Source organism: Bradyrhizobium sp. 930_D9_N1_4 (assembly GCF_052076015.1).
Lineage (GTDB): Bacteria > Pseudomonadota > Alphaproteobacteria > Rhizobiales > Xanthobacteraceae > Bradyrhizobium.
Genome location: NZ_CP197236.1, coordinates 4,842,262 through 4,857,840, shown reverse-complemented (window position 1 = coordinate 4,857,840; position 15,579 = coordinate 4,842,262). Strand labels below are relative to the sequence as shown.

The following is a 15,579-nucleotide window of genomic DNA, read 5'->3' as shown; positions in this document are numbered from 1 at the left end:
CGACGAAGCAATCCAGACTGGTTCCGCGGAAAGACTCTGGATTGCTTCGCTGCGCTCGCAATGACGGGATAGAGCGGAATAAACTAACTGAGGAAACGCCATGATCGAATTCTTCTTCGACTGTTCCAGCCCCTGGACCTATCTCGCCTTCCACAACATCCAGCCGCTTGCGAAAGAGGTCGGCGCGGAGATCGTGTGGCGGCCGATCCTGGTCGGCGGCATCTTCAACACCGTCAATCCGAGCGTCTATGCGCAGCGCGAGACGCCGGTGCCGCTGAAGGCGCGCTACATGAAAAAGGACCTCGCCGACTGGGCGTGCTCGGCGGGCCTGTCGATCAAGATGCCGCCGACGGTGTTTCCGGTGAACAGCGTCAAAGCGATGCGTGGCTGCATCTGGCTCGGCAAAGACATGGTGCCGTTCGCGACCGCCTTGTTCGAGGCCTATTGGGGCGGCGACAAGGACATCTCGCAGGACGCTGTGCTGGCCGAGATCTGCAAGAAGGGCGGCATCGATGAGAAAAAATTCTTTGCCGGCATTTCCGAGCAGGGCATCAAGGATCAGCTCAAGGCCAATACCGAGGAGGTCGTGGCACGCGGCGGGTTTGGCTCGCCGACGATCTTCGTCAACAAGACCGACATGTATTTTGGCAACGACCGCCTGCCGCTGATCCGCGAGGCGCTGCTCCGCAACAAGGCGAGCGCGGCCTGATGGTGCGGGCTGTCGTCTGCCACGCGCTCGGCGCGCCTGAAACGCTGCGGTTGGAAGAGTTTCCGTCGCGCGCCCTGAAGCCGGGCGAGGTGCGTGTCGCGATCCGCGCCGCCGGCTTGAATTTCCCTGATGTGCTGATGGCGGCGGGCGAGTATCAGCTCAAGCCGGAGCTGCCGTTCACGCCCGGCATGGAAGCCGCCGGCGATGTCACCGAGGTTGGCGCGGAGGCGAGGGGCGTCGCCGTCGGTGACAAGGTCATCGTGAAGATGCGCCATGGTGCCTTCAAGGACGAAGCGGTGGTGACGCCGTCACAACTCACGCCGATGCCATCGACCTTCGACTACGCGGAAGCCGCGACCTACCTCGCCGGTCATGGCACCGCCTATCATGCGTTGATCGATCGCGGCCGGGTCGAGCCCGGCGAAGTTCTGCTGGTGCATGGCGCCGGTGGCGGCGTGGGGTTGGCTGCCGTCGAGATCGGCAAGATGCTGGGCGCAACCGTGATCGCGACGGCGTCCAGCGACGAGAAGCTTGCCATCGCAAAGTCGCGCGGCGCCGATCATCTCATCCGCTACGACCGCGAGCCATTTCGCGATGCCGTCAAGCGCATCACCGACGGGCGCGGCGCGGACGTCGTGTTCGATCCTGTCGGCGGCGAGGTGTTCGAGAACTCGATGCGCTGCATCGCCTGGGGCGCGCGGCTGCTGGTGATCGGTTTTACGGGTGGAATCGGCTCGGCCAAGACAAACCTGCTGCTGATCAAGGGTGCCAGCGTGTTAGGGGTGCGCGCGGGTGAAGCCGTACGAAAAAATCCGGCGCTCGGCGAGGTGCGGCTCAAGGCACTGCTCGCGTGGGCGGAGGAGGGCAAGCTGCGCCCCAACATCTCGCACCGCCTGCCGCTGCAAGATTACGCCAAGGCGATGCGATTGCTCTTAGACCGCAAGGCCATCGGGCGCGTTGCGCTGGTGATGGAGTGAGGTTGTCATGCCCCGCGAAGGCGGGGCATCCAGTAATCACCAGCGGTCGTGATAATTGGCGCTGGTGGAATACTGGATCACCCGCCTTCGCGGGTAATGACAGCGGTGAACGAGGGACGAGTCCCTCGCGCTATTTATACTCCCGCTCATTCCACCACGGAAAATAATCCGGCATATCACTCGACACCTTGTTCTTGAATTGCGCCGGGCGCTTCTCCAGGAACGACACCACGCCTTCCTTCACATCGTCGGAGCGGCCGCGGGCGTAGATGCCGCGGCTGTCGACCTTGTGGGCTTCCATGGGATCGTCGGCGCCCATCATGCGCCACATCATCTGACGGATCAGCGCCACCGACACCGGTGCGGTCTTGGCGGCGAACTCCTTGGCGAGCGCGCGGGCGGTCGGCAGCAGATCGTCGGGCGCCACGACCTTGCTGACAAGGCGGCCCGCCAGCGCTTCCTGCGCCGGGAACACGCGGCCGGAATAGCACCATTCCAGCGCCTGCGAGATGCCGACGATGCGCGGCAGGAACCAGCTCGAGGCGGCCTCCGGCACGATGCCGCGCTGGGAGAACACGAAGCCGAAGCGCGCCGCGTCTGACGCAATACGGATATCCATCGCGAGCTGCATGGTGACGCCGATGCCCACTGCCGGGCCGTTCACGGCGGCAATGACGGGCTTCAGGCACTTGAAGATGCGCAAGGTGACCTGGCCGCCGCCATCGCGCACCTGCGGATCGCTGTAGTCGACCTTGCCGTCTGCGAAGCGTTTCACGGGGCCACGGCGCGCGTCGCGGTCGAAGGTATCGGCGCCCGAGGACAGATCGGCGCCCGCACAGAAACCGCGGCCGGCGCCTGTCACGATGATGGCGCGGACGTTGTCGTCCTTGTCGGCGGCATCGAACGCGTCGATCAGCTCGGACTGCATCTGTGCATTGAAGGCGTTGAGCTTGTCGGGCCGGTTCAGCGTGATGGTGAGGATCTGCTCGGCGACCTCGTATTTGATCGTCTCATACGCCATGGTGGTTTCCTTCCTTGTCTTGAATTCGGTCTCGACGAGACGAGATGCATGGTCGCCACCATCCGTCTTGCGCGGACTGGGCATGTGGTGACCTGTACGAGAACGTGGATGGCCGGGACAAGCCCGGCCATGACGAAAGCTACTTCGCCGGCGGCCTCGGCCAGGGCTTCTGCGCGCCGCGCAGGCTTTCAAACGCCTTGGCCATGCCGAGCACGCCGATATCGTCGAAGCGGCGGCCGACGATCTGCACGCCGATGGGAAAGCCGTTGGCGTCGAAGCCGCCATTGAGAGAGACCGCAGGGTTCTCCGACATATTCCACGGCACGGTATAGCAGATGTGCTCAAACGGCCTCATCGGATCGTTGGTGGGCGAGGCCCAGTCGGCCGGATAGTTCACGTTCGGCGCGGTCGGCGAGATCACATAGTCGAGCTCGCAGAACAGCTTTGACGCCGCCGCGCGGATCGCCATGGTCTGGTTGAAGCCGCGGATCACGTCGACGCCCGACAATTTTGCACCCGACGCCCCCCATTTGAAAATGTAGGGCAGCACCTTGGCCTGCTCGTCCGGCGTCAGTTTCGACAGATCGTCCCACATCCGCGCGCGCCAGAAATTGTCGAGGCCGTCGAGCATCTCGCGGGTCAAAATGCCGTCGACCTCGGTGACGACGCTACCGGCAGATTCGAACGCCTTTGCGGCTTTCACCGCAATTTCGCGGACGGACCTTTCTGCCGGCAGGCCGACACCGGCATCGAGCATCAAACCGATGCGCAGCTTGCGCGGCGATTTCTCCAGGCCCTTCCAGTTGAGCGGCTCGGCGGGCAGGCTCATGCCGTCGCGGCGGTCGGGCTTTGCGATCACGCTCATCATCAGGGCGCAATCGTCGACGGTGCGGGTCATCGGGCCGGCGACGCGGCCGACATAGGTGGGGTTGATCGGCACGCGGCCGAAGCTCGGCTTCAGGCCGACGAGGCCGCACCAGCCCGCGGGCAGGCGGACCGAGCCGCCGATATCGGTGCCGAGATGCAAGGGGCCGTAGCCGGCCGCGGCAGCTGCGCCTGCGCCCGCACTGGAGCCGCCGGGATTTTTGGAGAGGTCCCAGGGATTGCGCGCCAGCGCATGGAAAGAGGAGAGCCCCGAGGACAGCATGCCGTAATCGGGCATGGTGGTTTTTGCGAAGATCACCGCGCCGGCCTCGCGCAGGCGCGCTGCCGGCGGGGCATCCTTCTCGGCCGGCACCAGCTTGACGCTGGCAGCACCCAGCGGCACCGGCACGCCCTTGGTCGCGATGTTGTCCTTCACCGTGACAGGCACGCCGTCGAGCGCGCCTGACGGTTCGCCGCCGTTCCAGCGCGCGGTCGAGGCCTTGGCGGCCTCGCGCGCGCTGTCGGGATCGAATGCATAGAGCGCCTTCAGATGCGGTTCCCACGTAGCGACGTGCCCGAGCACGTCCTCCAGCACCTCGCTCGGCGAGAATTGCTTGGCGCGATAGCCCGCGATCAAATCGACCGCGGACAGATCGTGCAGCGAGGTGACCGCCTCTTCGACGCTCTTTTTCTGCATCGCTAACCCACCGGCATGCGCGTTTCGATGATGCGGGCAAACATGCTGGCGCCGATCGGCAGGATCTTGTCGTCGAGCACGAAGCCGGGATTGTGCACGGGCACCGAGCCGTCGTGGCCGACCCAGAAATAGGCGCCGGGGATGGTCTCCAGCATGTCGGCGAAATCCTCGCTGCCCATCTTCGGCTGCGCGCGGGTGATCACCTTGGCTGGATCGACGATCGTGCGCGCGACGTCCTCGACCACCTTGGACTGTTCGACCTGGTTGATCAGCACGTTGAAGGTGTCGCGGATGTCGACGTCGATCACGCACTGGTAGGCGCTCGCGATGCCGGCGCAGATGGTGCGGATGCGTTCGCTGATCAGGGTGCGGACGTCCTTCGAGAAGGTGCGGATGGTGCCGCAAAGATGCGCGTCGCCGGGAATGACGTTGTAGGCGGAGCCCGCGTGGATCTGGGTGATCGACACCACCGCGGCCTGCAGCGGCTCGACGTTGCGGCTGACAATGGTCTGGATCGCCTGCGCCAGCGTGGTCGCGATGATCACCGCGTCCTTGGAACGCTCGGGCATCGCGCCGTGCGCGCCGTAGCCGGTGATGCGGAGGTCGAAGAAGTCGGCGCTGGCCATCGCCGGGCCGGGCAGGATCGCGATCTCGCCGTGGTTGAGGTCGGGCGCGTTGTGCAGGCCATAGAGCTCGTCGCAGGGAAACTTCTCGAACAGCCCGTCCTTGATCATGGCGCGGGCGCCGCCGAGGCCTTCCTCGGCCGGCTGGAAGATCAGGTGCACGGTGCCGTCGAAATTCTTGGTCTCGGCGAGGTAGCGCGCGGTGCCGAGCAGCATGGTGGTGTGGCCGTCATGGCCGCAGCCGTGGAAGCGGCCGGGAATCTTCGAACTCCATTTCAGATTGGTGTTCTCTTCCATCGGCAGCGCGTCCATGTCGGCGCGAAGCCCGATGCGCTTGCCGCCCGAACCCTTGCCCTTGATAACGCCGATGACGCCGGTGCCGCCGAGACCGTGATGCACCTCGATGCCCCAGCTCTTCAGCTTGTCGGCGACGATGCCGGAGGTGCGCACTTCCTCGAAACCGATCTCGGGATGGGCGTGGAGGTCGCGGCGGATGGCGGTGAGTTCGTCGGCATAGCCGTCGATGCGGTCGATCGTGGGCATGGGTCCTGTCCGGTTAGCGTGAGGAGGGATTGAAAGCGGGGCCGTTCGGCTTGATGCGGATGCCAGGCCGCAGGCGCGTCCAGGGCAGCGAGGCGGTGTCGGCCGGCATTGCGCCGGGCGCGGCGCAGATCATCAGCTTTTCCGCGATCGGTTCGAAATCGGCGCGGAAATGCACCGAGCTCTTGTTGACCAGAATCTTTTCCTGCGTCGGCTCGATGCCGACATAGCGGTACATCGCCTGGTCGGCGAGCTGCGCCTTGTGCGAGGACACGACGATTCGGACGTTGCCGATGCGCAAGGCCGCGGAGGGACCCATCTCCATCTCGCGGCCGCCATAATAGGGGCCGGGCGCGATGAAGCGGCCGTCGGAGAGTTTTTCGACGACAAAGGTCTCGGTATAGGGCTCGTCGCCGGGAATGCCGGACTTGCCGCCGAGCGACAGCGTCACGGTGGCGCCGACGCCGGCCGCGTGCGCGGCCTTCGCCGATTCCGGATCGTAGATCGCGCCGGTCGCCGCACTGGCCTTGTTGCGCACCAGCGCACGCAGCATGCCCGTGGTGTCGGAATCGCCGCCGGCGCCGGGATTGTCCTGGGTGTCGGCGATGATGATCGGCTTGCTCGCTGCCTTGGAGAGTTCCATGGCGTGGCGGACGCCGTCGTCGGGCGACCAGATCTTGCCGTCGAAATCATCCTCGTGGCTTTCGATCAGTTTCACGATCGCATCAGCCGCAGCGTCGGCATCTTCCTGCGTCTTGCCATAGGCGAACACGCTTGGGCCGCAGTCGCGGAAATCGGCGGCGGGGAATCCCGGCGCAAAGGACAATGTCGGAACCGCATCGCTTTCGAGCGCGGCGAGCTTTTCGTAGATGCCCTTGGTGGGATAGTCGTTGGTGCACTGCCAGCTGATCGCGATCAGGAACGGTAATTGCCGGAACGACTTTGCAAACCGCTGTTTGGTCTTCAGCAGGAGCGCCAGATGCTTCGCGGAAGCGCGGCCCGTCTCGGCCATGTCGACATGCGGATAGGTGCGGTAGGCGATCAGCGCGTCCGCATGTTCCATCATCGCGGGGGTGACATTGGCATGGAGGTCGAGGCTCGCGACCAGCGGAACATCCTTGCCGATGACGCGACGCACGCGCGCCAAAATCTCGCCTTCGCCGTCGTCGAGATGCTCGGTCACCATCGCGCCGTGCAGATCGAGATAGACCGCGTCGAGAGAGCCTGCGGCCGCGATGCCGTCCACCATCACCCTCACGATGCGCTCGAAGGCGTCCTTGGTGACGTGCGCCGAGGGGCTTGCGCCACAGGCGATGGTCGGAACCAGTTCCCAGCCATTGGCTTCGGCACTGTCGACGAACCCGGCGAGGCCGACATTGATGCGCCGCATCACCTTCAGCAATTCGGCACCTTCAGTCATCGCCGGCCAGCCGCCGCCATGCTGGAAGTCCGCGAATGTCGCCTTCGTCGGAGCGAAGGTGTTGGTCTCGTGCAGGAAGCCGCCGACGGCGATGCGTGTCATCAATACAGGTCCAGCGATTGAAAGTGCGCGACGTTAGCCCCGTGCTTGCGGCGAGAGCAAGCCGGGAAGCAATCGCGCCGTGCATGGCGTCAAGCCGTTTTGGGAATGCTTGAGGCAATCGCCGTCATTGCGAGCGAAGCGAAGCAATCCAGACCGTTTCCGCGGAGGGATTCTGGATTGCTTCGCTTCGCTCGCAATGACGAGTGGACAGACCTAGGCCGTGGCCGCCGCGCCTTCCGACACCGGCCGGAAGTTCGCAAAGTCCCAGTCGCGGCCGGGGGCGGCCTCGAGGAGGGCCCTGGTGTAGGCCTCCTTCGGATGCGTCAGCACCTCGGCGGCCGGACCCTGTTCGACGACGCGGCCGTGCTGCATCACCACGACCTCGTCGCAGATTTGCGCCGCGACGCGCAGATCGTGGGTGATGAACAGGATCGCGATGCCGAGCCGCTTCTGGATCTCGTCGAGCAGTTCCAGCACCTGCGCCTGCACCGAGACGTCGAGCGCGGAGACCGCTTCGTCCGCGACCAGCACGTCCGGATCGAGCGCGAGCGCGCGCGCAATGGCGATGCGCTGGCGCTGGCCGCCGGAGAACTGGTGCGGATAGCGGGTCACGGCGTCGGCGGGCAGGCCGACCAGCTCGAGCAGCTCGCGCGCCCGCTTCATCGCATCGGCATGCGAGGTGCCGTAATTGATCGGGCCCTCCGCGATGCTCTCGCCGACGGTGATGCGCGGGTTGAGCGAGCGGTAGGGGTCCTGGAACACGATCTGGATCTTCTGCCGGTGCGGCTGGAGCAGGCGCCGCGAGATGTCGGCGATCTCGCGGCCGGCCAGGCGCACGCCGCCCGAGGTCGGGTCGATCAGGCGCACGATGCAGCGTGCGACGGTGGACTTGCCCGAGCCGCTTTCGCCCACGATGCCGAGCGTGCGGCCCTTGCGCAGAGTCAGCGTCACCTTGTCGGCAGCGACGACCTCGCGGCCTTTGCCGAAGAACGCGCGCTCCTTGTAGACCTTGCTGAGGTCGTTGGCCTCCAGCACGACAGGTTCTTTGGTCTCCGGCCGCGCCGCACGCGGCACCAGGCTCGGCACTGCCGAGAGCAGATTGCGGGTGTACTCCATGGTCGGATTGCGCAGCACGGTCTCGAGCGGACCGGTCTCCACCAGCCGACCCTGCCGCATCACCGCGACGCGGTCGGCGATCTCCGCGACCACGCCCATGTCATGGGTGATGAACAGCACGGCCGTGCCGTGATCGCGCTGGAGGTCGCGGATCAAAGTCAAGATCTGCTTCTGCGTGGTGACGTCGAGCGCAGTGGTCGGCTCGTCGGCGATGAGCAGCTTCGGCTCCAGCACGAGCGCCATCGCGATCATGATGCGCTGGCGCTGACCGCCGGAGAGGCGGTGCGGGTAGGAGGCGAAGATGCGCTCGACCTGGGGCAGGCGGACCTGCTCCATCATGTCGAGGATGCGCTTCTTGCGCGCCCGCGCGTCGAGATTGGTGTGGGCGCGCAGCACTTCGTCGATCTGGCGACCGACCGGCACGACCGGATTGAGCGCGGTCATCGGCTCCTGGAAGATCATCGCCATCTGCGTGGCGCGCAGCTGGCGCAGCCGGCGGTCGGTCGCGGTAAGAATCTCCTCGCCGACGAGCTTGACGCTGCCGGCGGTCGGCACCAGCGTGCCCTTCGGTAGCAGGCCCATGGTGGTGAGCGAGGTCACCGACTTGCCCGAGCCGCTTTCGCCGACGAGACACAGCGTCTCGCGCTCGTGCACCTGGATCGAGATGCCGTCGATGATCTTGTGCGCGCCGGGCTTCTTGCCGATGGAGACGACGAGGTTACTGATGTCGAGGATGGGGCTGGTCATCGCTTTATCGCTCATCACTTGCCTTCCCGCTGCTTCATGCGCGGATCGAGTGCGTCGCGGGCGGCGTCGCCGATCAGATTGATGCTGAGAATCGCGATCGAGAGCAGCAGGCCCGGCCAGAAGATCAGCGTTGGCTTGAGCTGAAAATACTGGCGGCCTTCGGCCATGATGTTGCCCCAGGTCGGCGTCTCCGGCGAGATGCCGGCGCCGAGGAAGGAGAGGATGGCCTCGGTGAGGATCGCGGAGGCGCAGACATAGGTGCCCTGGACGATCAGCGGTGCGATCGTGTTCGGCATCAGATGCCGCCACATGATCTTCGGCAGCGACGAGCCGACCGAGATTGCGGCTTCGACATAAGGCTCTTCGCGCGCCGACAGCACGACCGAACGCACCAGTCGCGCCACGCGTGGGACTTCGGGAATGGTGATCGCGATCAGCACGGTCCAGATGCTGGCGCCGGACAGCGACACCACGGCGATCGCGAGCAGGATGCTCGGCATCGCCATCAGGCCGTCCATGACGCGCATCAGCACGGAATCGACCAGCTTGAAGAAGCCGGAGACGAGGCCGATCGCGAGGCCGATGACGACAGACATGATCGCCGCGCCGATGCCGATCAGCAGCGAGATGCGGCCGCCATAGATGACGCGCGACAACAGGTCACGGCCATAGGCGTCGGTACCGAGCAGGAACTGCGCCGACGAGGGCTTGAGCCGTTGCGAGGGGGCAAGCTGGACCGGATCATGCGGCGCGATCAGGGGTGCCAGGATCGAAACCAGCACGATCAAGGTGAGCAGGATCGTGGCCGCCGCGATGATCGGCGTCGAGGTCAGGAATCCGAAGCGCGGTCGCAGCGGCGACGTGATCGGAATGGAGGACTGGGGAAGGCTATCGACGGACATTGTTGTTGTTATCCTTGGCCCTAGTACCGGATCCGGGGATCGAGCAGCGTGTAGGCGACGTCGATCAGGAGATTGACGACGACGTAGATCAGCGACGTCAGCAAGATCATGGCCTGGATCACCGGGTAGTCGCGCGCCAGCACCGCGTCCACCGTGAGCCGGCCGATGCCGGGGATGTTGAACACGCTCTCGGTCACGACGACGCCGGAGATCAGCAGCGCAAAACCGGTGCCGATCACGGTGATCACGGGCACGGCGGCGTTGCGCAGCGCGTGCCGCATCATCACCGCGACCTCGTTGATGCCCTTCGCGCGTGCTGTCCGCACATAGTCCTCACCGAGCACGTCGAGCATTGCCGCGCGCGTCATGCGCGCGATCAGCGCGATGTAGATGAAGGACAGTGCGCAGGTCGGCAGGATGATGCGCTCGAAGAACGGGCCGAAACCGTTGAAGATGCTGCGGAAGCCCTGCACCGGCACCCAGCGCAGGTCGATCGCGAAGACCTCGATCAGGATGTAGCCGACCACGAACACCGGCACCGAGAAGCCGAGCACGGAGAGGCCCATCACGAAACGGTCGATCCAGGTGCCGTGCTTCCACGCCGCGATGACGCCGAGCGGCACGGCGACGATGACGGCGAGGATAATGGTCGAGAGCGCGATCGAGATCGACGGCTCCATGCGCTGGCTGATCATCTTGATGACCGGCAGGTTGGAGATCAGCGATGTCCCGAGATCGCCATGCAGCAGCTTGTTCACCCAGGTGACGAATTGCACGATCAGCGGCTCGTTGAGGCCGAGCGAGTCGCGGATGCGCTCGAGCCGTTCGGGTGTCGCGTTGTCGCCGGCGAGGATCGCGGCGGGATCGCCCGGCGTCAGCCGCAGCAACAGGAACACGAACAGCGCGACGACGCCCATCACAGGCACGGCGGCCAGAACGCGGCGAATGAGATAACCTAGCATGCACCTATCTCCGGCTGCGGAACTGGTGGGGCCGAGAAGCGCCCGTGGAATCGATTGTGTCTATCATGCACGCCTGTCACTCGGGCTGGAAAGCCGGCCGGAGAAGCCGATCTTTCGGGGCAAATTGTGTGCCAAGGGCAGGGCGGTCGCAAGGGGCCGCCCGGTGGCTGATATCGACCACTCAGGATGCATGACGTAACTCGCGCTCAACCCCAAGTTTTTGCTGAAGCGAAGGCGCGGTTGGCGGCGCGTTGAGGCCGCGCCAGCCGTCGATGGTTCCGGCAATCATCTGCGCGGTCGCGGCGGACAGGGTCCAGCCGAGATGACCGTGGCCGGTGTTGAAGAAGACGCCGGGCATCCGGCCCGCGCGCACCACCGGCATCATGTTCGGCATCATCGGCCGCAGCCCGGCCCACGGCACCACCCTGGACGTCTCGACGGCCGGGAAGTTGCCGCGGACCCAGTCGACCAGCGGCTGCACGCGGTCGGCGCGGATGTCGCGGTTGAAATCGTTGAATTCGGCGGTGCCGGCCACGCGAAAACGATCGGCGCCGAGCCGGCTGGTGACGATCTTGGCGGCTTCGTCGAGCAGGCTCACGGTCGGCGTCGCGTTGCGGCTTTCAGCGGTGTCGAGCTGCACGGTGATCGAATAGCCCTTCACCGGATAGACGTTGACGCGCTCGTCGAGCAGGCTGGCGAAGTGACGGCTGGCGACGCCGGCGCAGACCACGACGCCGTCCGCCTTCAGCATGCCGCGCGCGGATGCGACAGCATCACTGGCAGAAAGATCAGCCCAGCCGATGACAAAGCCGCCACCGGCCTGGGCTACGGAGTCGATGTCGGCTTCGTGGATGAAGGTCGCGCCGCGCCGTTTGCAGGCGTCCGCAAGCCCGCGGGTGAACTTGTGGATATCGCCGGTCGCATCCGAGGGCGTGTAGAAGCCGCCGTAACAATCCTTGCGCAACGTCGGCTCGATCGTGCGGATTTCTTCGGATGTCACCGGGCGGCGATCCAATCCGCCTTCCTGCAACAGCGCGTTGACGCGCAGGCCGGATTCGAAACCCTTCTTGTCGTGATAGATGTGGAGGATGCCGCGGCGTTCGAGATCGAAGTCGATGCCCTCGCGGGTCGCGATCTCGAACAGATGCTTGCGCGCTTCGATCGCGAGCCGCGTCGTCTCGATGGTGTTGGCGCGGTAGTTGCCGATGTTGGCGACGAACTCGCTCATCCACGAATATTTGTGCCAGTTCGGTCGCGGGTTCATCAGCAGCGGCGCATCGCGCCGGAACATCCAGCGTAAGCCTTTCAGGATCGTCGCGGTGCTGTTCCACACCTCGGCATTGCTGGCGGAGAGTTGCCCGCCATTGGCGAACGAGGTCTCCATCGCGGCGTAGCGGTGCTTGTCGAGCACCGTGACTTTGTAGCCGCGATCGAGCAGGGCATAGGCAGTCGTTACGCCGGTGATGCCGGCGCCGATGATGGCGATATGGGTCATGGAAAGTTCAGGGCTCCCGTGAGTTAGAGACGGCTGACCGCCGGCCGCAAGGCCGTTCGGCGCCCCATCTGTCACGGTTACCTGAGAGCTTGATCCGGCACGGACCCACGAGGCCTGACCTCATGACGTCTATGCGGACTATCCCCTTCGGTGGACGTCACGACTTTCAATCGTGCCGTCTCTCTCCAGATCGTCCTGACGATACAGTCCTTTTGCCTGAGAGTTTCCGGGGCGGTTGCTCCGTCGGCGCCGCAAAAAAAAGGCTGGTGGCCTTCGTTGCGATCTCTCCCGCATCGTCGCGTGGACCATCGAGCAGTACGATGCGCCTCATTTTTAGACAAGGCTAAATTTCAACCGCGACTGCCAACGTATTGTGCAGTGCGAAGTCGATTCAGTTTACGCCAGCGTCGCCAGCAATCCCGCCATCAGGCGCCCGCGTTCGACCAGGCTGTCGACCTCGATGAACTCTTCGAGCGTGTGGCCGTTGCCGCCACGCACGCCGAGGCCGTCGAGCGAGGGGATGCCCATCGCGCCCGTGAAGTTGGCATCGGAGCCGCCGCCCGAGCTCGCATGTGGCAATTCATGGCCGAGCGATTTGGCGATGCCGCGCGCCTTTTCATACAGCGCCATCGTGCCGGCATCCGGCTCCCACACCGGCCGCGTCACGCCGCGCGTCACCTTGAAGGTGACATCGTTGGACGTGCCCGACAGCGCCAGCATGCGCTCGACGCCGCGGTCGAGATCGGCCTGGCGCTTGGCCATGGAGAGCGCCTCGCCGGTCGCAGTTGTGGCAACGCAATTGACCCATTGCCCGCCATGCACGACGCCGACCGAGAAGGTGCAATCCTCCGTCGTCATCGCGTCGATGGCGAGGATCTGCCGCGCCATCTCGCGGATCGCCGAGCGTCCCGCCGACAATGTTGCGCCGGCGTGGCTCGGCCGTCCCGTCGCTTCGAGATTGAATCGCGCGATGGCGTAACGTCCGGTGGTGACGCCGTTGTCGGCGCGGCCTGGTTCGGGCACCAGCACATATTTGTTGCGGGCGGCTTCCGCCTCGATGATGTCGCGCGTCGAGGGCGTGCCGACTTCCTCATCCGGCGTGAACAGCACGGTGATCGGCAGGGGCGTCGTGAAGGAGGCGCGCGCAAGCTGCCGGATCGCTTCCAGCGAAAGGTAGTTGCCGCCCTTCATGTCGTAGATGCCGGGGCCGTAGCACTTGTTGCCTTCGCGCCGCCATTTCAGCTTCTCGATCGTGCCGATGGGGTGGACCGTGTCCATGTGGCCGGCGATCAGGATGCCGGGCTCGCCCTGCTTCGGGTGGGGAAAGCGCGCGCGGATGACGCCGCCAAAGCCCTGGCGTCCGCCGATGCGTTCGATCGTCGCACCCATGATCGCCATATCCCGCGCTGCGATATCGAGCATGCGGTTAACGGCGCCGGCATCCCAGGTCGGGCTTTCGCATTCCACCCAGGTGCGCAGGCCCTCGAGCATCGCTTCGGAATCGAAGGGAAGATTGGCTGGATTCATCTCAATGTCTCTCAAGCTTCGAAAGATGGAATGCGCATTGCATTGGCGCGAGGAGGACGCGTGGAGAGTGTTGTAGTGCCAAACCGATCTTTGTGGAGCCCGTGCACGCGATGCCATGGGCTGCACCGAAACCGGATTGACGCGCTCAACACTGTCTGCAAGTCTCGAAAAGATAAAGGCATTGCATGAGGTTAGTTCGCCCAAGGAACGAACCGAATGCTCAACCAATAATCTGCCTTTGAACAGTTTCACGTCAGGAGAAACTTTTATGTTGAGCTTGATGCGCCGGGGGCGTCGCGCGTTCGCCTCCACACTCGCGCTGTCGGTCGTCGCGTTGTCCACCGCAATGGCCTCGCCGGTCTTTGCGGCCGGCAAGACCATCACCGCGGTGATGCATTCGGATCTGCGCATCATCGATCCGATCTTCACCACCGCCTACATCACGCGAGACCATGGCTACATGGTCTACGACACGCTGATCACGACGGATTCGACCTTCAAGATCCAGCCGCAGATGGCGGACTGGAAAATCTCCGATGACAAGCTGACCTACACCTTCACGCTGCGCGACGGCCTGAAATGGCATGACGGCGCGCCGGTGACGGCGGAAGACTGCGTCGCTTCGCTCAAGCGCTGGGCCGCGGTCGACGGCATGGGCCAGCAGATGATGACCTTTACGGCCAGCATCGAGGCGACCGATCCCAAGACCATCACGCTGAAGCTCAAGGAGCCCTACGGCCTGGTGCTCGAATCGATCGGCAAGCCGTCCTCGCGCGTGGCCTTCATGATGCCGAAGCGCCTCGCCGAGACGCCGGCGGACAAGCAGATCCCCGAGCAGATCGGCTCCGGCCCCTTCAAGTTCGTGCAGGGTGAATTCCAGCCCGGCGTGAAGGCGGTCTACGTCAAGAACACCGATTACGTGCCGCGCAAGGAGCCGGCGAGCTGGACTGCCGGTGGCAAGGTGGTGAAGGTCGACCGCGTCGAGTGGATCACCATGCCGGACTCGCAGACCGCGGTGAACGCGCTGCAATCGGGCGACATCGACTTCATGGAAGTGCCGCCGTGGGATCTGCTGCCGGTGCTCGAAGGCAATGCCGATCTCAAGGTCGAGACGCTGAACAAGTTCGGCTACCAGACCCTCGGTCGCATGAACTTCCTCTATCCGCCCTTCGACAATCCGAAGATCCGCCGTGCAGCACTTCTGGCCATGAACCAGAAGGATGTGCTCGACGCGCTCGTCGGCAATCCCAAATACTACAAGATCTGCGGCGCCTTCTTCATCTGCGACACTCCGTTCGCAACCGATGTCGGCTCGGAATCGCTGGTCAAGGGCAACGGCATGGCCGAAGCCAAGAAGGCGCTCGCCGAGTCCGGCTATGACGGCACCCCCGTCGTGGTCATGGTGCCCGGTGACGTCGTGACGCTGAAGGCGCAGCCGACCGTTGCGGTGCAGTTGCTCCGCGAAGCCGGCTTCAAGGTCGACGCTCAGGCGACCGACTGGCAGACGGTGGTGAGCCGTCGCGCCAGCCAGAAGCCCCCGAAGGAGGGCGGCTGGAACATGTTCTTCACCAACTGGGTCAGCGCCGACGTCTCCAACCCGATCTCCAATCTGTCGATCGGCGGCCAGGGCAAAAAGGGCTGGTTCGGCTGGGCGGAGAACGCCAAGATCGAGAAGCTCAAGGACGACTTCGTCCGTGCCGCCTCGCTCGACGATCAGAAGAAGATCGCGACCGAGATCCAGAAGGAAGCCTATGACCAGGTGATCTACGTGCCGCTCGGTCAGTACCTGGCGCCGAGCGCGTGGCGCAAGTCGCTGACCGGCGTGCTCGACGGCCCGGCGACCCCGGTGTTCTGGAACGTCGACAAGACCGAGTAAG

Annotated in this window: 12 protein-coding genes and 2 riboswitches; of the genes, 3 read left to right on the top strand and 9 right to left on the bottom strand. The window is 64.6% G+C overall.

What is annotated here, in order from left to right; genetic code table 11:
• Window positions 1-100: 100 nt before the first annotated feature.
• Together AB7532_RS23125 and AB7532_RS23120 are read left to right on the top strand one after the other, a co-directional pair.
• Window positions 101-709 carry a 2-hydroxychromene-2-carboxylate isomerase gene (locus tag AB7532_RS23125; protein WP_441237006.1) on the top strand — a complete coding sequence of 203 codons (609 nt, stop codon included), beginning with the start codon at window positions 101-103 and terminating at the stop codon, window positions 707-709.
• Window positions 709-1,686, top strand: coding sequence for an NADPH:quinone oxidoreductase family protein (locus AB7532_RS23120; protein WP_441237005.1), 978 nt, complete (start codon window positions 709-711; stop codon window positions 1,684-1,686). The genes AB7532_RS23125 and AB7532_RS23120 overlap by 1 nt, the downstream gene beginning before the upstream one ends.
• A 130-nt stretch (window positions 1,687-1,816) precedes the next feature.
• On the opposite strand, the gene AB7532_RS23115 is transcribed toward AB7532_RS23120, so the two are convergent.
• From AB7532_RS23115 to AB7532_RS23075, 9 genes are all read right to left on the bottom strand, one after another.
• Window positions 1,817-2,707, bottom strand: coding sequence for a crotonase/enoyl-CoA hydratase family protein (locus AB7532_RS23115; RefSeq protein WP_441239341.1), 891 nt, complete (start codon window positions 2,705-2,707; stop codon window positions 1,817-1,819).
• Between the two features lie 139 nt (window positions 2,708-2,846).
• Window positions 2,847-4,268, bottom strand: a complete 1,422-nt coding sequence (locus AB7532_RS23110; protein ID WP_441237004.1) for an amidase — start codon at window positions 4,266-4,268, stop codon at window positions 2,847-2,849.
• 2 nt (window positions 4,269-4,270) lie between these two features.
• Window positions 4,271-5,434, bottom strand: a complete 1,164-nt coding sequence (locus tag AB7532_RS23105; RefSeq protein WP_441237003.1) for a M20 aminoacylase family protein — start codon at window positions 5,432-5,434, stop codon at window positions 4,271-4,273.
• Between the two features lie 13 nt (window positions 5,435-5,447).
• Entirely contained in the window at window positions 5,448-6,953 is a 1,506-nt protein-coding gene (locus tag AB7532_RS23100) for a M81 family metallopeptidase (RefSeq protein WP_441237002.1), read from the bottom strand.
• Window positions 6,954-7,166: 213 nt separating this feature from the next.
• A complete protein-coding gene (locus AB7532_RS23095) occupies window positions 7,167-8,816 on the bottom strand; it encodes an ABC transporter ATP-binding protein (protein ID WP_441239340.1) in 1,650 nt (549 codons plus the stop codon).
• Between the two features lie 14 nt (window positions 8,817-8,830).
• Window positions 8,831-9,718 carry an ABC transporter permease gene (locus AB7532_RS23090; RefSeq protein WP_441237001.1) on the bottom strand — a complete coding sequence of 296 codons (888 nt, stop codon included), beginning with the start codon at window positions 9,716-9,718 and terminating at the stop codon, window positions 8,831-8,833.
• A gap of 20 nt (window positions 9,719-9,738) precedes the next feature.
• Complete coding sequence (locus AB7532_RS23085; protein WP_441237000.1) at window positions 9,739-10,680, bottom strand: ABC transporter permease; 942 nt, start codon at window positions 10,678-10,680, stop codon at window positions 9,739-9,741.
• Between the two features lie 181 nt (window positions 10,681-10,861).
• A complete protein-coding gene (locus AB7532_RS23080; RefSeq protein ID WP_441236999.1) occupies window positions 10,862-12,175 on the bottom strand; it encodes a D-amino acid dehydrogenase in 1,314 nt (437 codons plus the stop codon).
• 66 nt (window positions 12,176-12,241) lie between these two features.
• A riboswitch (glycine riboswitch) is annotated at window positions 12,242-12,366 on the bottom strand.
• 3 nt (window positions 12,367-12,369) lie between these two features.
• Window positions 12,370-12,476: riboswitch (glycine riboswitch) on the bottom strand.
• Window positions 12,477-12,571: 95 nt separating this feature from the next.
• Window positions 12,572-13,702, bottom strand: a complete 1,131-nt coding sequence (locus AB7532_RS23075) for a M20/M25/M40 family metallo-hydrolase (RefSeq protein WP_441236998.1) — start codon at window positions 13,700-13,702, stop codon at window positions 12,572-12,574.
• A 268-nt stretch (window positions 13,703-13,970) separates the two neighbouring features.
• Here AB7532_RS23075 and AB7532_RS23070 point away from each other — a divergent pair, with 268 nt between their 5' ends.
• On the top strand, window positions 13,971-15,578 hold the full coding sequence (locus AB7532_RS23070) for an ABC transporter substrate-binding protein (RefSeq protein WP_441236997.1): 1,608 nt from the start codon (window positions 13,971-13,973) through the stop codon (window positions 15,576-15,578).
• Window position 15,579: the final 1 nt, after the last annotated feature.